Origin of the sequence: Lentzea xinjiangensis (genome assembly GCF_900110955.1) — a bacterium.
In the GTDB taxonomy this organism is placed as follows: domain Bacteria; phylum Actinomycetota; class Actinomycetes; order Mycobacteriales; family Pseudonocardiaceae; genus Lentzea; species Lentzea xinjiangensis.
On record NZ_FOFR01000002.1, the window covers coordinates 599,678 to 617,972 of the forward strand.

The 18,295-nt window shown below is 71.4% G+C and carries 18 protein-coding genes; 7 read left to right on the forward strand and 11 right to left on the reverse strand.

Translation table 11 applies throughout. The features are described 5' to 3' along the window. Positions 1 to 121: 121 nt before the first annotated feature. Positions 122 to 796, forward strand: coding sequence for a FadR/GntR family transcriptional regulator (locus tag BMW88_RS08300; RefSeq protein ID WP_089949987.1), 675 nt, complete (start codon positions 122 to 124; stop codon positions 794 to 796). 38 nt (positions 797 to 834) lie between these two features. Here BMW88_RS08300 and BMW88_RS08305 read toward each other — a convergent pair whose 3' ends face one another. Next, complete coding sequence (locus BMW88_RS08305) at positions 835 to 1,713, reverse strand: LysR family transcriptional regulator (RefSeq protein WP_089949988.1); 879 nt, start codon at positions 1,711 to 1,713, stop codon at positions 835 to 837. 71 nt (positions 1,714 to 1,784) lie between these two features. Between BMW88_RS08305 and dapA the strand changes: the two genes are divergently transcribed. After that, a complete protein-coding gene (dapA, locus tag BMW88_RS08310; protein ID WP_089949989.1) occupies positions 1,785 to 2,645 on the forward strand; it encodes a 4-hydroxy-tetrahydrodipicolinate synthase in 861 nt (286 codons plus the stop codon). A 63-nt stretch (positions 2,646 to 2,708) separates the two neighbouring features. On the opposite strand, the gene BMW88_RS42660 is transcribed toward dapA, so the two are convergent. Genes BMW88_RS42660 through BMW88_RS08355 form a run of 9 tightly spaced genes read right to left on the reverse strand, consistent with a single transcriptional unit; the run spans position 2,709 to position 11,273 of the window. Next, on the reverse strand, positions 2,709 to 3,539 hold the full coding sequence (locus tag BMW88_RS42660) for an amidohydrolase family protein (protein WP_089949990.1): 831 nt from the start codon (positions 3,537 to 3,539) through the stop codon (positions 2,709 to 2,711). Then, positions 3,536 to 4,492 carry an aldo/keto reductase gene (locus BMW88_RS42665; protein WP_089949991.1) on the reverse strand — a complete coding sequence of 319 codons (957 nt, stop codon included), beginning with the start codon at positions 4,490 to 4,492 and terminating at the stop codon, positions 3,536 to 3,538. The genes BMW88_RS42660 and BMW88_RS42665 overlap by 4 nt, the downstream gene beginning before the upstream one ends. After that, positions 4,489 to 4,800: an L-rhamnose mutarotase gene (locus BMW88_RS08325; RefSeq protein ID WP_089949992.1), complete on the reverse strand. Its 312-nt coding sequence runs from the start codon at positions 4,798 to 4,800 to the stop codon at positions 4,489 to 4,491. Before BMW88_RS08325 ends, BMW88_RS42665 begins: the two co-directional genes overlap by 4 nt. Positions 4,801 to 4,803: 3 nt before the next feature. Next, positions 4,804 to 5,820 carry an ABC transporter permease gene (locus BMW88_RS08330; RefSeq protein WP_089949993.1) on the reverse strand — a complete coding sequence of 339 codons (1,017 nt, stop codon included), beginning with the start codon at positions 5,818 to 5,820 and terminating at the stop codon, positions 4,804 to 4,806. Continuing rightward, positions 5,817 to 7,307 carry a sugar ABC transporter ATP-binding protein gene (locus BMW88_RS08335; protein WP_089949994.1) on the reverse strand — a complete coding sequence of 497 codons (1,491 nt, stop codon included), beginning with the start codon at positions 7,305 to 7,307 and terminating at the stop codon, positions 5,817 to 5,819. The genes BMW88_RS08330 and BMW88_RS08335 overlap by 4 nt, the downstream gene beginning before the upstream one ends. Then, positions 7,304 to 8,344 (reverse strand): sugar ABC transporter substrate-binding protein, encoded by a 1,041-nt coding sequence (locus BMW88_RS08340; protein WP_089949995.1) that lies wholly within the window; start codon positions 8,342 to 8,344, stop codon positions 7,304 to 7,306. The genes BMW88_RS08335 and BMW88_RS08340 overlap by 4 nt, the downstream gene beginning before the upstream one ends. A 14-nt stretch (positions 8,345 to 8,358) precedes the next feature. Beyond that, positions 8,359 to 9,111 carry an SDR family NAD(P)-dependent oxidoreductase gene (locus BMW88_RS08345; RefSeq protein WP_089949996.1) on the reverse strand — a complete coding sequence of 251 codons (753 nt, stop codon included), beginning with the start codon at positions 9,109 to 9,111 and terminating at the stop codon, positions 8,359 to 8,361. Further along, complete coding sequence (locus BMW88_RS08350; protein WP_089949997.1) at positions 9,108 to 10,415, reverse strand: enolase C-terminal domain-like protein; 1,308 nt, start codon at positions 10,413 to 10,415, stop codon at positions 9,108 to 9,110. The genes BMW88_RS08345 and BMW88_RS08350 overlap by 4 nt, the downstream gene beginning before the upstream one ends. Positions 10,416 to 10,418: 3 nt before the next feature. Next, positions 10,419 to 11,273, reverse strand: coding sequence for a fumarylacetoacetate hydrolase family protein (locus tag BMW88_RS08355; protein WP_089949998.1), 855 nt, complete (start codon positions 11,271 to 11,273; stop codon positions 10,419 to 10,421). A gap of 106 nt (positions 11,274 to 11,379) precedes the next feature. Between BMW88_RS08355 and BMW88_RS08360 the strand changes: the two genes are divergently transcribed. The 4 genes from BMW88_RS08360 (at position 11,380) to BMW88_RS08375 (ending at position 16,302) form a co-directional block, all read left to right on the forward strand. Beyond that, positions 11,380 to 14,199 carry a S8 family peptidase gene (locus BMW88_RS08360; protein ID WP_089949999.1) on the forward strand — a complete coding sequence of 940 codons (2,820 nt, stop codon included), beginning with the start codon at positions 11,380 to 11,382 and terminating at the stop codon, positions 14,197 to 14,199. A 52-nt stretch (positions 14,200 to 14,251) separates the two neighbouring features. Then, positions 14,252 to 15,172: an N-acetylglucosamine kinase gene (locus tag BMW88_RS08365; protein ID WP_089950000.1), complete on the forward strand. Its 921-nt coding sequence runs from the start codon at positions 14,252 to 14,254 to the stop codon at positions 15,170 to 15,172. A 138-nt stretch (positions 15,173 to 15,310) separates the two neighbouring features. After that, positions 15,311 to 16,147: a helix-turn-helix domain-containing protein gene (locus BMW88_RS08370; protein WP_177220994.1), complete on the forward strand. Its 837-nt coding sequence runs from the start codon at positions 15,311 to 15,313 to the stop codon at positions 16,145 to 16,147. Continuing rightward, positions 16,144 to 16,302, forward strand: coding sequence for a DUF397 domain-containing protein (locus BMW88_RS08375; protein ID WP_089950002.1), 159 nt, complete (start codon positions 16,144 to 16,146; stop codon positions 16,300 to 16,302). Before BMW88_RS08370 ends, BMW88_RS08375 begins: the two co-directional genes overlap by 4 nt. Before the next feature lies 1 nt (position 16,303). On the opposite strand, the gene BMW88_RS08380 is transcribed toward BMW88_RS08375, so the two are convergent. Further along, positions 16,304 to 16,951, reverse strand: coding sequence for a DUF3159 domain-containing protein (locus BMW88_RS08380; RefSeq protein ID WP_089950003.1), 648 nt, complete (start codon positions 16,949 to 16,951; stop codon positions 16,304 to 16,306). Between the two features lie 126 nt (positions 16,952 to 17,077). On the opposite strand from BMW88_RS08380, the gene BMW88_RS08385 reads away from it, so the two are divergent. Then, entirely contained in the window at positions 17,078 to 18,289 is a 1,212-nt protein-coding gene (locus BMW88_RS08385) for an ROK family transcriptional regulator (RefSeq protein ID WP_089950004.1), read from the forward strand. Positions 18,290 to 18,295: the final 6 nt, after the last annotated feature.

Here is an 18,295-nt window from a genome sequence, read left to right on the forward strand (position 1 = left end):
AACCATCTCATATCCCAATCCGTGAATCGCGGCCAAAGATGCCGGGGTGCCACGAAGGTGTCCGGCGGTGCCGCATACTGACTCCCAGACATCCGAGGTCTACGACGAGTTGAGGGTGCCCGTGGCAGTCACGGACGACGCGATCCTGCGCGTCAAGGAGATGATCGTTTCGGGCGAGCTCAAGCCCGGCGACCGTCTCCCGCGAGAGGCCGACCTGGCCGAACGCCTGGGCCTGTCCCGCAACTCGCTGCGCGAAGCCGTGAAGGCGCTGTCACTCGTCCGGGTGCTCGACGTCCGCCAGGGCGACGGCACGTACGTCTCGTCGCTGCGCGCGGACGACCTGCTCGGCGCGCTGTCGTTCGTCCTCGACCTGCACCGCGGCGAGGACTCGGTGCTCGAGGTGCTCCAGGTCCGCCGCATCCTCGAACCGGCCGCCGCCGCGATGGCCGCCCAGCGCATCGACCCGGACGAGGTCGTCAAGCTCCGCACCCTGTGCGACGCCGCAGAGTCGGCGAAGTCCGTGGAGGAACTGGTCGAGCACGACCTCGAGTTCCACCGCGCCATCGCCCAGTGCTCGGGCAACGCCTACCTGGCCCAGCTCCTCGACACCCTCGCCGGCCCGACCGTGCGGGTGCGGATCTGGCGCGGCATCACCCAGTCGAACGCCGTGGACCGCACCGTCGCCGAACACCGCGCGATCGTGGACGCGCTGGCCGCTCACCAGCCGGAGCTCGCGCGGAGCTGGTCGACGGTGCACGTGGCCGGCGTCGAGCAGTGGCTGTCGGACCTGGCCTAGCCGAACCAGGCAAGCCGAGTAGCCGCCCACTCCCGCTCTCAGACCTGCCGGAGCTGCTCCAACACCACCCGCACGGCCGGCTGACCATCCGCCCGGTTCCGCACCACCGCCGACACGGTCCGGAAGACCTGCTGCTTCAACGGCCGCAGAGCCACCCCGGGCCGCCGGGCCACGGACGGCACCAGCGCCACCCCGAGCCCGGCCTCGACGAGGCCGCACATCACCCCGAAGTCGTCGCAGTAGGCCTGCGCCCGAGGCACGAACCCGGCCGCCCCGCACGCCCGCTGGGTCAGCTCGTGGCAGGAAGCGTCGGTGCGCGGCATGATCCAGGGCCGGTCGGACAGCACCGCCAGGTCCACGGAGTCCTGCTGCACCAACGGGTCCGAGAGCGGCAGCGCGACGTTCACCGGTTCCACGAACAGCTCGTGCGACTCGCAGGACGCGGGCAGCGACCGCGGCATGATGTTGTACGAGTGGATGATCGCGATGTCGACGTCCCCGCGCCGCAACGCCGGCAGCGACGCCTCGGGTTCCATCTCGTGCACGAAGAGGTCCACATCGGACCCGTGCGCCGAGCGCAGCACCTGGATCACGCGTGGCAGCAACGCGGCCACCGACACGAACGCGCCGATCCGCACCACGCCCGAGACCGAGGTCCGCAGCGAGGCCAGGTCGGCCTCGGCGGCGGCGAGCTGGTCCAGCACCAGTTGGGTGTGCGCGGCCAGCACGTGCCCGGCGCGGGTCAGCGAGAGGCGCCGGCCGTCCCGTTCGACCAGTGGCACCCCCGCCTCGCGCTCCAGCGCCGCGAGTTGCTGGGACACGGCGGGTGAGGTCACGTGCAGGGCCTCCGCGGCGGCGGTGACCGTGCCGTGGACCGACAGAGCGTGGAGCAGCCGGAGCCGCCGAACGTCCAACACAAAGCTCAGCTTAACGTTCCGAGCAGAACTTCTAACTGGAACTTCGCGAAAACTGGAGCCACGCTGGAGTCATGTTCGGACGAGTGCTGGTAGCGATGGTCACCCCGTTCACCCCCGACGGCGACCTGGACCTCAAGGGTGCGCAGGAGCTGGCGGCGCACCTCGTCGACCGGGGCGGTGCGGACGGGCTGGTCGTCAACGGCACGACCGGCGAGGCGCCCACCACGACCGACGCCGAGAAGGCGCAGGTCGTCAGGGCTGTGAAGGAGGCCGTCGGCGACCGGACGCAGGTCCTCGCTGGCGTCGGCACCAACTCCACCCGGCACACCGTCGAGCTCGCGCGCCAGGCCGAGGCGAACGGCGCGGACGGCCTGCTCGTCGTGACGCCGTACTACAGCAAGCCCACGCAGGAGGGCGTCGAGAACCACTTCCGCGCGGTGGCCGACGCGAGCGGGCTGCCCGCGCTGCTCTACGACATCCCCGGCCGCACGGGCACGGCGATCGACACCGAGACGCTGCTCCGGCTCGCCGAGCACCCGCGCGTCGTCGGCGTGAAGGACTGCAAGGTCGACCTGCTCGCGACCGCCCGCGTGATCGCCGAGACCGGGCTCGACTACTACTCCGGCAACGACGAGCTGATCCTGCCGCTGTACTCGATCGGTGGCGTCGGCACGGTCAGCACCGTGGGCCACGTCGTCGGCAACGAGATCAAGGCGATGCTCGACGCCTACGACGAGGGCGACAACAAGGAGGCCCTGCGCCGGCACCAGGCGCTGCTGCCGGTGATCACCGCGATCATGACCCGCGAGCCCGGTGCCGTCGCGGTCAAGGCCGCGCTCAACCTGCTCGGGCTGCCGTCGGGGCCGGTCCGCGAGCCGCTGGTGGGAGCGACCCCGGAGCTGATCGACGAGCTGAAGGCGCTGTTCGCCTAGGGCGTGTCCCGTGGGTCCGTTCGATGAGAGTCACGGGCGAGAGTTCCGGAGGCGGGACACGCCCTAGATGCCGTAGACCCGGCGAGCGGTGCCCGCGAAGATCGCGGCCTGCTCGCCGGGCGCGAGCTCCGCCACCAGTTCCCTGGCTGCCCCGAGCCATTCGGCGTGCGAAGCCGCCAGCAGGCACACCGGCCAGTCCGAGCCGAACATCAGGCGATCCGGGCCGAACGCGTCGAGCACGACCTCGAAGTACGGGCGCAGGGTCGCCACGTCCCACGACTTCCAGTCGGCCTCCGTGACCATGCCGGACAGCTTGCACGTCACGTTCTCGTGCGCCGCCAGCGACCGGACCAGCCCGGCCCACTCCCCCGCGCCGGACCCGATCGCGGGCTTCGAGCAGTGGTCGAGCACGAACTCCACGTCCTCCAGCGCCGCCACGGTCCGGCGCGCGGCCGGGAGCTGGTGCGGCAGCGTCAGCAGGTCGTAGACCAGCCCGTGCGCACCGACCTGCCGCAGGCCGTGCCGGACGTCCTCGCGGCACAACCACTCCGGGTCGGGCTCGCTCTGCACCTGGTGCCGGATCCCGCGCAGCCACGAGCCGTCCGGTCCGCCGGCCAGCGCGGCCAGCTCGTCGCCGACAGCGGGGGACGTCAGGTCCGTCCAGCCCACCACCGCGCTGACCACGTCGGAGGACGCGGCGACGGCCAGGAACTCCGGCGTCTCCTCCGGCACGCAGATCGTCTGCACCAGCACGGAGGCGGAGACCTCCGGTGCCGCGGCGATGAAGTCGGGTTCCAGGAACGAGCGGCGGATCGCACCCATCGGCGGGTCGGTGATCCAGTCCTGGTCGCGCACCGACAGGTCCCACAGGTGGTGGTGAGCGTCGACGATCACGGCGTCGGCACCTCCTCGCCGAGCAGCCCCGCCGACTTCAGCTCGTCCCACAACGCCGCGGGGACCGGAGCCGAGAAGTGAGCCGCGTTGGACGTCATCTGCTCGGCGGTCCGCGAGCCGATCACCACGGACACGACGGCCGGGTGCCCGAGGGCGAACTGGATCGCCACCTGCGGCAACGTCACCCCGTGCCGCCCGCACACCTCGGCGATCGCCCTGGCGCGGGCGACCAGCGCGGCGGGCGCGTCCGCGTAGTCGTACTTCGCGCCGGACGGCACCACCGGCTTCGAGAGCAGCCCGGAGTTGAAGACACCGCAGGCCACGACCGACACCCCGCGTTCGGCGCACGCGGGCAGGAACGACGGCAACGCCGGCTGCTCCAGCACCGTGTACCGCCCAGCCAGCATCACCACGTCGACGTCGGTCTCGCGGACGAACCGCTCCGGCATCTCCCACTGGTTCATGCCCACTCCGATCGCGCCGACGACGCCCTGCGACCGCAGCTCCTCCAACGCCGGGTAGGCCTCGCCGAACGCCTCGTCCCAGTGGTCGTCGGGATCGTGGATGTAGACGATCTCCACCCGGTCGGTGCCCAGACGCTCCAAAGAGGACTCCAGGGACCGCTTGACGCCGTCGGCCGAGTAGTCGCGGACCCGCCGGAAGTGCCGCGGCACCGCGAAACCCTCGTCGTCGAGGCCTTCGCCGTCGAACGGCTCCAGCAACCGCCCCACCTTCGTGGAGAGCACGTACTCGGCGCGCGGCCGCCCGGTCAGGGCCACGCCGAGGCGCCGTTCCGACAGCCCGAGGCCGTAGTGCGGCGCGGTGTCGAAGTAGCGGACGCCGGTCTGCCAGGCCGCCTCGACCGCACCGAAGGCCTCGGCGTCGGAGATCTCGCGGTAGAGGTTCCCGATCGGCGCACCGCCGAAGCCCAGACGAGAAACAGCGACCTTCACGGCAGCTCCCACACGAGTCGCACATCGGGTTCGCTGCCGGAGTAGTCGTCGGGGACCTCCAGCAGCTCCGCCACCCGAGCCTGCCACGGAACGTTCGCCGGGTGAGTGGCCAAATGGGCCCTCATCGCCCGGTAGTCGTCCACCTCGACGAGGTGGAACAGCTCGCGGCCGGAACGCCAGATCCGCCACGAGCGCACCCCTGCCTCGCGCAACGCGCCGTCCAGCTCGGCCGGGATCGACGCGTGGACCCGGTCGTAGTCGGCTTCGCGTCCCTCGCGGAGCCGGGTGTGCAGCGCGACGGTCTCCACGGCCTACTCCTGCTTCTGCCCGGTGGCGAACCTGGTCACGACCAGCGCGAGGATGATCACCGCGCCGTACGAGGCCTGGATGTAGAACCCGGACACGCCCTGCAACCGCAGGATCTGCTCGACCAGCCCGAGCATCAGCACGCCGGACAGCGCGCCGAACAACGTGCCCTTGCCGCCCTGCAACGAGATCCCGCCGATCACCGCGGCCGCGAAGACCTGGAAGATCATGCCCTCGCCCTGCGTCGCGGCGACCGAGCCGAGGCGCCCGGTCATCAGGATGCCCGCGACCACGGCCAGCACCGATCCGATGACCAGCACGGTCCACACCACGCGGTCGACCCGGATGCCCGCGGCCCGCGCGGCCTCCGAGTTGCCGCCGATCGCGTACAGCGAGCGGCCGGCGCGCAGGTACTTCAGCACGAAGATGCCCACGGCGTAGCAGACCACGCAGATCCACACCGCCGCCGGCAGCCCGAGCCAGGTCGTGGAGCCCAGGTACAGGAACGACTCCGGCACGTCGATCAGCGACTTGCCCTCGGTGATCGCGAGCTGCAGGCCGCGCAGCAGCGTCAGCATGCCGAGGGTCACCATGAACCCGGACAGCCCGACCTTGAGGATCAGGAAGCCGTTCACGCCACCGACGACCACGCCGATGAGCAGGCACAGCGGCAGCGCCAGCCACGCGGCCAGTCCCACGTCGAGCCCGCCCGCCGACGCGGGGATGATCAGCGCGACCGCCAGCGCGGGCGCGAGACCGACGGTTGACTCGAGCGACAGGTCCATCCTGCCGACGATCAGGATCATCGCCTGCCCCAGCACCAGCAGCGACAGCTCGCTCTGCTGGGTCAGCACGGCGATCAGGTTGGCGGGGGTCAGGAAGATCGGCGACAGGACCGCGCCGATGACCAGCAGGATGAGGATGACCGGGACGAGTGCGAGGTCCTGGTACCGCGCCAGCCGGAACCTCTGCTTCGCCGGCGGTGGCGGTGTCCGGACGGGCGGTGTCATGGCTTTCGTCATTGCCCTGCGTCCATTTCTCCGGCGATCCCTTCGATGGCGGCGATGAGGTCCTGGTCGCGCCAGCCGCGGTCGAACTCGCGCACGACCCGGCCGTGGAACAGCACCAGCACGCGGTCGCAGACCCGCAGGTCGTCGAGCTCGTCGGAGACGACGATCGCGGCCTTGCCCCGGCGCGCCTGCGCGTCGACGACCCCGAGCAGCGACTCCTTCGACTTCACGTCGACGCCCGCGGTCGGGTTGATCAGCACCAGCACGGACGGGTCACCGGCGAGGGCCCGTGCCATCACGACCTTCTGCTGGTTGCCGCCGGACAGGTCGGACACCGGCTGGTCCGGCCCGGCGGCCTTGACGTCGTACGCCGCGATCGCGGCGCGGCCGGCCGACCGTTGCGCCGACGGCCACACGAACGACCCGGCCGTGCTCATCGTCGCGTTCTCCGCGATCGACAGGTCCAGCACGAGCCCCTGCTGGTGGCGGTCCCTTGGCACGCAACCGATTCCGGCCTTCAGGGCCGCGGGCACGTCACCGCCGCGCACAGCGGAGCCGTCGACCGAGATCGTGCCCAGGGAGGGCCTGCGCAGCCCGTACACGGTCTCGGCGAACTCGTGCTTGCCGGACGACGCGCTGCCGGCGAGCCCGATGACCTCGCCGCGCGTCACCAACAGCGAGACGTCCGAGAAGTGCTCCCCGCTCAACGACGACACCCGCAGCACCTCCTCGCCCGACGAAGGCCGGTCGTCGCCACCGGGCACGTTCAGCCCGCCCGCCTCGCCGGTCATCGCCTCGATCAGGCCGGGCTTCGACATCTCGGCGACCGGGGCGGTGACGACGTGCCGCGCGTCGCGGTAGACCGTCACCGTCTGGCAGACCTCGTAGACCTCCTGCAGGTGGTGGGAGATGAACAGGAACGTCACCCCCTTGTCCTGCAACGACCTCAGCCGGTCGAAGAGCCGCTCGATCGCGGGTCCGTCGAGCTGCGCGGTCGGCTCGTCGAGGATGACGAACCGCGAGCCGATCGACAGCGCCCGCGCGATCTCGACGAGCTGCCGCTGCTCGACGGTCAGCGCGGACACCAGCTCGTCCGGGCTCACCGCCACGTCGTAGGTCTCCAGCAGCGAGGACGCCTCCCGCCGGAGCTTCCGCCAGCTGATCAGGCCGCCGCCGAGGTCCTGCCGGTTGATGAACAGGTTCTCGGCGACCGACAGCTCCGGCACGACCGTCGACTTCTGGTAGACGCACGCGACATGCCGCCGCCACGCCGCGCGGTCGGCGACGGGCGGCGCGGGTTCGCCGAAGAAGCTGACCTCACCGGCGTCCGGCACCTGCATGCCGGTGAGGACCGAGACGAGCGTCGACTTGCCCGCGCCGTTGCGGCCGACCAGGGCGTGCGACTCGCCGGCGCGGATCTCGATGCCCACGTCGTCCAGCGCGAGCGTCTGCCCGAACCGCTTCGTCACGCCACGCGCGACGGCCGCGTACTCGCTCATTTGGCGATCTGGTTGCCCCAGAAGGCCTTGTCGTCGACGTTGTCCTTGGTGATCAGCGGTGCCGCGAGCTGGTCCTCCAGCCGGCCGCCGCCGGTGTCCACGATGACGGAGTCGTGGTCGGTCTTGCCCGGCGCGAACGTCTTCCCCTCCACGGCGGCCTTCGCGTAGAACAGCGCCCACTGCGCGTACAGGTCGGCGGGCTGCGACACGGTCGCGTCGATCTCGCCCTTGCGGATGGCCTCCAGCTCCTGCGGGATGCCGTCGTTGGAGACGATGAAGATGTGCTTCGGGTCGGTCGGCGGCACGATCAGGTTCTTCTGCCGCAACACCTGCAGCGTCGGCGTGAGGAACGCGCCACCGGCCTGCATGTAGATGCCGTTGATGTCGGGGTGCTGGTTGAGCCTCGTCTGCAGGGCCGCCGACGCCTTGGGGCCCTCCCAGTCGGTCGGCTCCTCGAACACCGTGATGCCGGGGTAGTTCTGCTTCATGCAGGCGGCGAACGCCTCCGACCGGTCGCGGCCGTTGATCGACGCGAGCGCGCCCTGGAACTCGACGACCTTGCCCTTGCCGCCCAGCTTGTCGCCGAGGAACTTGCAGGCCTTCTCGCCGTACGCCTTGTTGTCCGCGCGCACGACCATGTAGGTCTTGCCCTTGTCGGGGCGGGTGTCGACGGTGACGACGGGGATGTTCGCCTTCTCCAGCCGTTCCAGCGTGCTGGCGATGGCCCCGGTGTCCTGCGGCGCCATGATGATCGCCTTCGCGCCCTGCGACTGCAGCGACTGGGCGTTGGCGACGAGGTTCTCCACCTTGTTCTGCGAGTTGGTGGGGTTGAGCAGGTTGATCCCGAGGTCCTTGGCCTTCTCGGGGAAGTACTTGATGTAGGAGTTCCAGAAGTCGGTGTCGGCGCGCGGGTGGTCGGCGCCGATCGGGCCGGCGCCTGAGCTGCCGGTTCCGGCGGTCCCGCCGCCGCAGGCGGTCAGCGGGAGAGCACCGGCGAACGCGAGGCACACCGCGGCGGTGAGGTTGCGACGCTTCATCGTGGAGTTGCCTTTCATGACTGCTGGGGACGCAAGCGCAGGCCGTGCATGCCACCGTCGACGGCGAGGACCGTGCCGGTGGTGGATCCCGACAGCGGGCTCGCCAGGTAGGCGATGGCTCCCGCGACCTCGTCGGCGGTGACGAGCCGGCCGTGCGGCTGGCGCGCCTCGAGCGCGGCTCGTTCGGCGGCCGGGTCCGGTGCCGAGTCGAGCAGGCGGCCCACCCACGGGGTGTCCGCCGTGCCGGGGGCGACCGCGTTGACGCGGATGCCCTCGCGCAGGTGGTCGGCGGCCATCGCGAGCGTCAGCGAGTGCACGGCGCCCTTGCTGGCCGAGTAGAGAGCGCGCTGCGGGAGGCCGGCCCAGGCAGCGATCGAGCCGGTGTTGACGATCGCCGCGGACGGCGACTTCCGCAGGTGGGGCAGCGCGGCGCGGGACACCCTCGCCATGCCCACGACGTTGACGTCCAGCACCTTCGACCACTCGTCGTCGGTGTTGGCCGTGACGTCGCCCTGGGCACCGATGCCCGCGTTGTTCACCACCACGTCGAGGCGGCCGAACCGCCGCACGACCTCGCCGACCGCCGCCTCGACGCTCTCGTCGTCCGACACGTCCGCGCGGATCCCGGTGAGCGGGTCCGGCACCTCCGGGACGAGGTCGAGCGCCACGACGGTCGCCCCGCGCGACGAGAGCAGCTTCGCCGTTGCGAGCCCGATGCCGGACGCACCGCCCGTGACGATCGCGACGAGTCCTTCGAAGTCGGTCATCCTCGCTCCTCCAGCACCGTCCACACCGGACCCCCGGGGTAGACGTAGTCGGCCAGCGTCTCGTCCTTGAGCTGAGCGGAGAACCCCGGCCGCGCGGGCGCGAGGTAGCGCCCGCGCTCGACGACGGCCGGGTCCAGGAAGTGCTCGTGCAGGTGGTCGACCCACTCGATCACGCGGTCGCCCACCTCGCCGGAGACCGCGACGTAGTCGAAGAACGACAGGTGCCTGACCAGTTCGCACAGGCCCACGCCGCCGGCGTGCGGGCACACCGGGATGTCGAACTTCCTGGCCAGCAACAGGATCGCGATGTTCTCGTTCACGCCGGCGACCCGGCACGCGTCGAGCTGGAGCACGTCGATCGCGCCGGCTTGCAGGAGCTGCTTGAACACCACGCGGTTCTGCACGTGCTCGCCGGTGGCGACCCGGATCGGGGCCAGCGCGTCCGCGATGGCGCGGTGCGCCAGCACGTCGTCCGGCGAGGTCGGCTCCTCGATCCAGTACGGGTCGTACGGCGCCAGCTCGCGCATCCAGCGCACCGCCGTGCCGACGTCCCAGCGCTGGTTCGCGTCCACCGCCACGCGCACGTCGTCACCGACGACCTCGCGGGCGAGCTTCATCCTGCGCACGTCGTCGTCGAGGCTGCCGCCGACCTTGAGCTTGATCATGTCGAAGCCGTCGGCGACGGCCTGGCGCGCGAGCGTCGCGAGCTTCTCGTCGGAGTAGCCGAGCCAGCCCGGTGACGTCGTGTACGCCGGATATCCCTCGCGCGCAACGGTGTCCGCCCGCTCGGCCTTGCCGTGCTCGGCCGCGCGCAGGATCCCCAGCGCCTCGTCCGGCGTCAGCGCGTCGGAGAGGTAGCGGAAGTCGACGAGGCTGACGACCTCCTCGGGCGTCATGCGGGCGAGGAACCGCCAGACCGGCAGCCCCGCGCGGCGGGCGGCGAGGTCCCACGCGGCGTTGACGACCGCGCCGATCGCCATGTGCGCGACGCCCTTCTCCGGGCCGAGCCAGCGGATCTGCGAGTCGCCGATCAGCTCGAAGTACAGCTCCGCCAACGCCTTCGCGTCCTCCGGCACGTCCTTGCCGACGAGGTGCGGCGCCAGCGCCCTGATCGCGGCGGCCTGGACGTCGTTGCCGCGGCCGATGGTGAACGCGAGCCCGTGGCCCTCGGGTCCCTCGTCGGTCCGCAGCACCACGTACGCGGCGCTGTAGTCCGGGTCCGGGTTCATCGCGTCGGAGCCGTCGAGCTCGCGCGATGTCGGGAACCTGATGTCCAGCACGTCCAGTTCGATGATCTTGGGCATGGTTCAGGCCTGCCCGAGGATCTGCCGCTGCCTGCCGAGGCCCTCGATCTCCAGCTCGACGACGTCACCGGCGCGCAGGTACGGCTTGGGCTCCGGCTGGCCGAGCGCGACACCGGCGGGGGTACCAGTGTTGATCATGTCACCCGGTCGGAGGACAAGGAACTGGCTGAGGTAGCGCACGACCTCCGCGACCGGAAAGATCATGTTCTTGGTGGACGAGTTCTGCCTGATCTCACCGTTGACCCAGAGCCGCATGTCGAGGTTCTGCGGGTCGGGGATCTCGTCGGCGGGCACGAGGAAGGGACCGAGCGGGTTGAACGTCTCGCAGTTCTTGCCCTTGTCCCACGTCCCACCGCGCTCGATCTGGAACTCGCGCTCGGAGACGTCGTGCGAGAGCACGTACGCGCCGACGCAGGCCAGAGCGTCCTCGGCGGAGTCGAGGTAACGAGCGGTGCGTCCGATCACGACACCGAGCTCGACCTCCCAGTCGGTCTTCACCGACCCGCGCGGAACGAGCACCTCGTCGTACGGGCCCACGATCGTGTCGGGCGTCTTGAGGAACACCACCGGCTCGGCGGGGATGTCCGCGCCGGTCTCCTCCGCGTGGTCGCGGTAGTTGAGGCCGATGCAGATGACCTTGCCGGGGTGCGCGAGCGGCGGCCCGATCCGGACGCCTTCGACGTCCACGGCCGCGAGCTCGCCGGCGTCGAGAGCGGCCCGCACACGCGCCACCCCGTCGTTCGCGAGGAACGCGCCGTCGACGTCCGGCGTGATCGGCAGGAGGTCGTAGGTGGTCCCGTCACCGATCCGCACTGCAGGACGTTCATCGCCGACCGGCCCGAGGCGCAAGAGCTGCACGGCCGTTCCTCCTCTGGTCACACCGCACGAATACATCGGATGTATAGCCCTGCAAGGGCACATGCGTCTAGGTCTCGGCGAGAAGTCGTCCGATGAATAGGAAGAAATGATCATGCACTTGGCGGCCGCGTCGCTCCTGGCCGGCGCACTGCTCACCCCATCGGCCCCGGTGGAGCCCGTCACCGTCTTCGTGGAGCTGAACTCCGCGGCGGCGGTCGACACCCGCACCGCGGCACAGGCCCGTTCCGCACGGGACAGGACCTCGGCGCAGGCTTCGCGGGTGCTCTCGCGGTCGGGCGGGCGGGAGATCGCCCGGACGACCAACGCCGTCCCCGGCGTGGTGCTGGCCGCGGACAGGTCACGGGTGCCCGCCCTGGCGCGCCTGCCGGAGGTCCGCGCGGTGCACCGGATGGTGCCCAAGCAGCTCACCAACTCCCACGCCGCCCGCCTCACCCGGACCTCCGACGCCTGGAAGTCGTTCGGCCGCTTCGGCGACGGCGTGCGGATCGGCATCGTCGACACCGGCATCGACTACCGGCACGCGGCCTTCGGCGGCGGCTCGTTCCCGAACGCCAAGGTCGTCGGCGGCCACGACTTCGCGGGTGACGCGTACACGGGCAAGCCGGGGGCGGTGCCCGCGCCGGACGCCGACCCGCTCGACTGCCAGGGGCACGGCACGCACGTCGCCGGAACCGCGGCCGGGTTCGGCGTCAACGCCGACGGCAGCACCTACCGCGGGTCGTACTCGTCGGTGGACCTCGACTCGATGAAGATCGGGCCGGGCACGGCTCCGCGCGCGCTGCTCTACGCGCTGAAGGTGTTCGGCTGCGGCGGCGGCACGACCCTGACCGCGCAGGCGCTGGACTGGGCGCTCGACCCCGACGGCGACGGCGACTTCTCCGACAAGCTCGACGTGGTGAACCTGTCGCTGGGCGGCGACTTCGGGGCGGCCGACGACCCCGACTCGTTGTTCGTGCGCAAGCTCGTGGAACACGGCGTGGTCGTCGTCGCGGCGGCGGGCAACGGCGGCGACCTCTACGACGTGGCCGGGTCACCGGCGAACACGCCCGAGGCGATCTCCGTGGCGAACAGCCGTGACGCGTTCGCGATGCTGGACGGGCTGGAGGCGCTGGGCCGGCGGTGGCCTGGCCAGTACAGCCAGGCCTACAAGGGGCCGCTGGACCTCACGCTGCCCGTCGTGCGGCTCTCCTCCGGCGCGGACGGCTGCCAGCCGATCCCCACCCCGCTGACCGGCAAGATCGTCTGGCTGGAGTGGGACGACGACGACGCCACGCGCGCCTGCGGCAGCGGTGCCCGCACGGACAACGCGTGGAGGGCAGGGGCGGCCGGGGTGCTGCTGCCGACCACGCTGCCGGTGTTCTCGGCCGCCATCGCCGGGAACGCCCACATCCCCGCGTTCCAGCTCACGGAGGCCGCTTCCCGCGCGTTGCGGCCCGCGCTGGAGGGCGGCACGCTGACCGTGCGCCTGACCTCGTCGCTGAAGCTCGCGGTGCCGTCGGTGGAGCCCTCGATCGCGGACACGATCACACCGTCCTCGTCGCGCTCGCGTTCGTCGATCGCGGTGGCCGCGCCGGGCGACACGATCTTCTCCGCCGCGTCCGGAACGGCGTCCTCCGGTGCGTCGATGGGCGGGACCTCGATGGCCGCGCCGCACGTGGCGGGCATCGCCGCGCTGCTGCGCGAGGCGCACCCGGACTGGACCGTCGCCGAGGTCAAGGCCGCGCTGGTGAACACCGCCTCCGGCGTCGTCCGGTCAGGTTCGGGCGTGCGGGAGGCGCCGATGAGGGTCGGCTCCGGCCGGGTGGACGGGCTCGCGGCGCTGTCGGCGGACGTGCTCGCGCTGGGCGACGCGGCGTTCGGCACGGTCGAGGTGGCCACCCCGCTGACGGACCTCCGGACGATCCGCCTGGTGAACAAGGGCACGAGCACCGTCCGCCTGAACGCCCGCCACGAGCCGATCACCACCGTGCCGGGCGTGTCGTTCCAGGTCATGAAGCCGCGCGTGGTGCTGCCGCCGGGCGGGACGGAGACGGTGACCGTGCGGCTGCGGATCGCCGGCCCGGACGCGTTGCGCAAGACCCCCGACCCGACGGTCTCGCTGGCCGGCGGGCGGCAGCACCTCGCGGAGGCGTCCGGGCTGGTGCTGTTCTCGGGCGACCGCTCGCTGCAGGTGCCCGTCTACGCGGCGCCGAAGCCGGTGTCCCGGCTGGGGCTCACGTCCGACCGGGTCACCGGGTACGGCCTCGACCAGCCCGACTACCGGGCGCGCATGACCGTGCTGCGGCTCGGCGCGAGCTCTCCCCGGCTGCCGGACTGCGGCCCGGACGTGCAGGACGGCTGCGCCGTGAACCGCACGGCCCGCAGCGGCGACCTGCGCCACGTGGGCGCCACCGCGACCGGCGACCTGCTGGCGTTCGGCGTCGCGACCTGGGACACGTGGGCGAACGTCGCCGGCAACACCCAGCCGGAGGTGCGGTTCTCGGTGGGCGGCAAGGACTTCGTGACGAGGGCCGTGAAGCAGTCCAACGGCGGCGGCGTGACGGCCGACGTCTGGTTCGCGCGCACGAAGGTAGTGAGCACCGGCGAGGTCGTCGACGAGCAACCGCTGAACGGCTTCGACGGTTCCGTCGACACGAACCTGTTCGACAGCGACGTCGTCGTGCTGCCGGTGTCGCGGTCGGTGCTGCCACCTGGCCCGGTGAGCTACACCGTCGGCATGCGCAGCAACTACACCGCGCCCGCCGATTCGGACGACCTGGTCGATGTCGCCCCTGCGGCCGTGTTCGACTACGACCTGATCGTGCCTGAACTGTCCACAGTGGTGCAACGGGGTGACCGCATCCCGCCGGGATCGCTGGTGTTCTTCCACCACAACGCGAGCGGTAACCGCGCCCTGACCAGGTGACACCCGGTTGGGTGTGCCTCACTGCCCCCGACTCTCGGCATACTCGGTCGTCATGGACCTGGTGGTGGGACTCGACGCGGGCGGTACCTCGACCAGGGCGCTGGTGCTGGACCTCGACGGCGCCCGCCTGGGTCAGGGCGTGGCGGGCGGCGCGAACCCGAACTCGCACCCGCCGTCGGTGGCAGCGGCCCACATCGGCGAGGCACTGGCGGAGGCGCTGGACGGCCTGGACTCGCGCCGGGTCCGCTCCGGCGTCCTGGGCATGGCGGGCGCCTCCCGCATGACCGATCCCGCCGTGCTGGACCTCTTCCGGGCAGCTTGGGAACGCGCGGGCCTGCACTGCCCGATGCGCGTGGTCACCGACTGCGAGGCGGCCTTCGCCACCGGCACGTCGTCTCCCGACGGCACGGTCCTGGTGGCGGGCACCGGCTCCATCGCGGGCCGGATCTCCGGCCACCGCATGGTGGGCCAGTCCGGCGGCTACGGCTGGCTGATCGGCGACGACGGCTCGGCGTTCTGGCTGGGCCGCGAGGCCGTCCGCGCGACGCTGCGGCTGCTCGACCTCGGCGCACCCCTGGAAGGCCTGGCCACCGCGGTCCTGACCACCGCGAGCGCGCGCAACCGCGGCCAGCTGATCAACGCCGTCAACAGCCGGCCGCCGATCGCGCTGGCGCAGTTCGCCCCGCTGGTCAGCTCCGCCTACCACCACGGCGACCCCGAGGCGCTGGCGATCGTGGCGTCCGCCGCCCGCCTGCTCGCCGACATCGCGTCCGCCGTGCGCGAGCCCTCGGAGACGTCACCGATCGTGCTGGTCGGCAGCCTGATCAAGACGCCGGTCGGCACGCACCTCAAGCAGGAGCTGGTCACCCGCTGCAACGCCCAGGTGATCATGGCGACGGAGGGGGCCGCCGGCGCGGCCTGGCTGGCGGCGGTGGACGTGCTCGGACCGACGGCGCCACGCCCGGTGTCCTGACGCGCTTCCCCGTCGAGCCGGGCGGGGGCTTCCCACCGCAAGATCGCGAACATGGAGCCGCTCCACGCGCTCCCACCTTCAGGCACATCCGGCCGGAAACGGTGGAGCGGAAAGCCGTACCGGGCCTACCTTCCCGCCATGCCCAAAAGATCGTCCAGCGTGGTGGGACGGGAGTTCGGCGGCGGCGTTCGCGCCGTCATCGCCAGGACGGGTCTCACCCACCGCAGGCTCGCCGAGCTGCTCGGCTGGCAGGAAGCCAAGATCTCCGACCTGACGCTCGGCAAGGGCGGCGTGAGCGAGCCGGACGTCCTGCTGCTGCTCGGGTACTGCCAGGCCACGGTGGAGGAGCGGGAGCACCTCCTGTCGTTGTTCCACGAGGCGGGCAGCGCCTGGCTCCAGATGCCGAAGGACGGCGTACCGGACCAGGTGCGGACGTTGATCGAGCACGAGCGGGACGCCGAGGAGATCATCGCCTGGTCGATGGTCATCGTGCCCGGCCTGTTGCAGACACCCGACTACGGCCACGTCGTCACCGGGCACTCACCCGTGATCGAGGCCGAGGCCGTCCCGGCGGTCGCCGCCGCCAGGGCCGCGAGGGCGAGCATCCTCGAACCCGGCCGCAGGTTCGTCTTCCTCGTGCACGAGCAGGCGCTCGAACTACCGGTCGGCGGCATCGAGGTGTGGCGCGAGCAACTGGCCCACCTGCTCAGGATGTCGGTGCGGCAGTACCTCAGCATCCGGGTCGTTCCCCGGTCGGCAGGCATGCACGCGGGCACGTGCGGTGACTTCTGCCTGATGAAGTTCCCGAAGTACCCGCCGGTCGTCTACGCCGACAGCGTCAACTACTGCCTGTTCTTCGACGACCCGGAGACCGTCAAGATCCACGAGGACATCCTGACGGCTCTCGCGGCCGTCGCCCTGAGTGAGGAAGAATCGAGGGCGGTGATCGACAACATCTTGGAGGGCCTCCAATGACCGCCTGGCGCAAGAGCAGCTACAGCGGCAGCAGCAACAACTGCGTCGAGGTGGGCCGGAGCGTCGGCATCCGGGACAGCAAGGCGCCGACCACCCACATCCCCGTGTCGGCGGACGCGTGGTCGGCCTTCCTGAGGCTCGCGACCAGCCGCTGACCTACGAGGCGGCTTCCGGCACCTGCGGGTGCCGGAACCCGGGGTGCCCGTCCGGCAGCGCCCGCCGCAGCACCCACCCCGACACCAGGATGCAGACGATCTGCAGCGGCCACGACATCGCGGCCCGCACGGTGGCCAGCCAGAAGACCTGGGCGTCGAGCCACAACGGCGTGAAGACGGCGACGCGCAGCACGTACTGCCCGACCCAGGGCCACGAGGCGATGGAGTACGCGCGCAGCAGCGCCGGATCCCGCCGCCACCGCGTCTTCTGCCCGAGGATCGTGCCGACGACGACGCCGAGCAACGGCCAGCGCACCGCGATCGACCCGGCCCAGGCCAGGGCCGAGGCGGCGTTGGACAGTAGCTGGATGAGGAAGAAGTCCTCGACGCGGCCGGTGTAGAGGGCGATCAGCGCCGCCGCCACGACCAGCAGGACGGACAGGACCACGGCGCGGGGCTTCTCGCCGCGCACGAAGCGGAAGACGCCAATGACCACGCCGCACAGCACGGCGGCGACGGCACCCGCGCCGATCGAGTGGTCCCAGATCAGCCAGCCCGCGACGAACGCCAGCGGAGGCAGGGAGGCGTCGAGGGCGCCGCCTCGGCCTCCGAGCAGTGATACCAGCGACTCCTGGCGCACGTCCGTCATGGTTCCAGAGTGCCTTAGGTGAACCTAAGTGAGGTAACGGACCCGTATCGGGGATTGACCGCCGTGAACCAGGTCACTACCGTCTCCCGAAATCGTCTGGAAAGTTAACAGACAGGAGCGGACCGAATGCGCGCCGGGAGCCCACGACTGCTGCGGGAGATCAACGACCGCGCCGCCGTCGAGGCCCTGCTGCGCAACGGCCCGCTGACCAGGTCGGAGCTGGAGGGCCTGATCGGCCTGTCCAAGCCGGCGACCGCACAGCTCCTCACCCGGCTGGAGACCGCCGGCACCGTGGTCCGCGACGGACTGCGCGGTGGCGGGCGCGGACCCCGTGCCCAGCTCTGGTCGGTCAACGGGACACTGGCCCACGTCGCCGCCGTCGACCTCACGCCCGAGACGGTCGACATCGCGGTCGCGGACATCTCCGGCGCCGTGCTCACCGAGCACCGGGCGCCGATGCCCGCGAGGCACGGCGTGCTCGACGCGTTCGTCAGCGCGGTGGGCAAGGCGTGCGCGCGGGCGGGCCTGAGCGCCGACGAGCTGCTGCACGTCGTGGTGGGCTGCCCGGGAGCGGTGAACCCCGCGAACGGCGAGCTCGCCTACGCGCCGCACCTGCCCGGCTGGAGCGGTTTCGACCTGCCAGGCCGGCTGCGCGAGCGGCTCGCGACCTCGGTGAGCGTCGAGAACGACGTCAACCTGGTCGCACTGGAGGAGATGATCGCCGGACGGGCCACCGGGGTGCGCGACTTCGTCGTCATGTGGCCCGCCGACCTCGTCGGCGCCGCCGTCGTGATCAACGGGGCGCTGCTGCGCGGCGCCTCCGGCGGCGCGGGTGAGATCGACGGGCTGATGATCCCCGACCGCGCGGTCGCCGGCACCGGCACCGACCGCTCCGGCGGCACGTACGGGGAGCTGCTCAGCAGCGCGTCGATCTGCCGGCTCGCCAGGGCTCACGGGCTCGCCGCGCGCGACGGCCACGGCGCCGTGCGCAAGGCGCTCGCCGCGGGGCCCGCGGGCCGGGAGTTCCTGGGTGATCTCGCCAGACGCATCGCCACGGGCGTGGCGGGCGTCGTCGCGGTGCTCGACCCGGAGCTCGTCCTCCTGTCCGGCGACATCGCCCAGGCAGGCGGGACCACGCTGAACGACCTCGTTGCCGCGGAACTGCGGCAACTGGTGGTGCCGAGGACACCCGTCCAGCTCGCGCTGGTGACCGGGAAACCGGTGCGCAGCGGCGCACTGCACTCGGCGCTGGCCGTCGCACGCGAGCAGGTGTTCGGCCTGCCGGCGGCCACCACGGCTCCATTCCGCGGCCCTGCGGTCGCCGGGTCCCCACGTTGATCGAGA

What these genes read in the sequence shown, in the direction of transcription:
- dapA (WP_089949989.1), top strand. Translation starts at nt 1,785, where the DNA reads ATGTTCGGACGAGTGCTGGTAGCGATGGTCACCCCGTTCACCCCCGAC.
- BMW88_RS08330 (WP_089949993.1), bottom strand. Translation starts at nt 5,820, where the DNA reads ATGACGAAAGCCATGACACCGCCCGTCCGGACACCGCCACCGCCGGCG.
- BMW88_RS08335 (WP_089949994.1), bottom strand. Translation starts at nt 7,307, where the DNA reads ATGAGCGAGTACGCGGCCGTCGCGCGTGGCGTGACGAAGCGGTTCGGG.
- BMW88_RS08340 (WP_089949995.1), bottom strand. Translation starts at nt 8,344, where the DNA reads ATGAAGCGTCGCAACCTCACCGCCGCGGTGTGCCTCGCGTTCGCCGGT.
- BMW88_RS08345 (WP_089949996.1), bottom strand. Translation starts at nt 9,111, where the DNA reads ATGACCGACTTCGAAGGACTCGTCGCGATCGTCACGGGCGGTGCGTCC.
- BMW88_RS08350 (WP_089949997.1), bottom strand. Translation starts at nt 10,415, where the DNA reads ATGCCCAAGATCATCGAACTGGACGTGCTGGACATCAGGTTCCCGACA.
- BMW88_RS08360 (WP_089949999.1), top strand. Translation starts at nt 11,380, where the DNA reads ATGATCATGCACTTGGCGGCCGCGTCGCTCCTGGCCGGCGCACTGCTC.
- BMW88_RS08365 (WP_089950000.1), top strand. Translation starts at nt 14,252, where the DNA reads ATGGACCTGGTGGTGGGACTCGACGCGGGCGGTACCTCGACCAGGGCG.
- BMW88_RS08370 (WP_177220994.1), top strand. Translation starts at nt 15,311, where the DNA reads ATGCCCAAAAGATCGTCCAGCGTGGTGGGACGGGAGTTCGGCGGCGGC.
- BMW88_RS08375 (WP_089950002.1), top strand. Translation starts at nt 16,144, where the DNA reads ATGACCGCCTGGCGCAAGAGCAGCTACAGCGGCAGCAGCAACAACTGC.
- BMW88_RS08380 (WP_089950003.1), bottom strand. Translation starts at nt 16,951, where the DNA reads ATGACGGACGTGCGCCAGGAGTCGCTGGTATCACTGCTCGGAGGCCGA.
- BMW88_RS08385 (WP_089950004.1), top strand. Translation starts at nt 17,078, where the DNA reads ATGCGCGCCGGGAGCCCACGACTGCTGCGGGAGATCAACGACCGCGCC.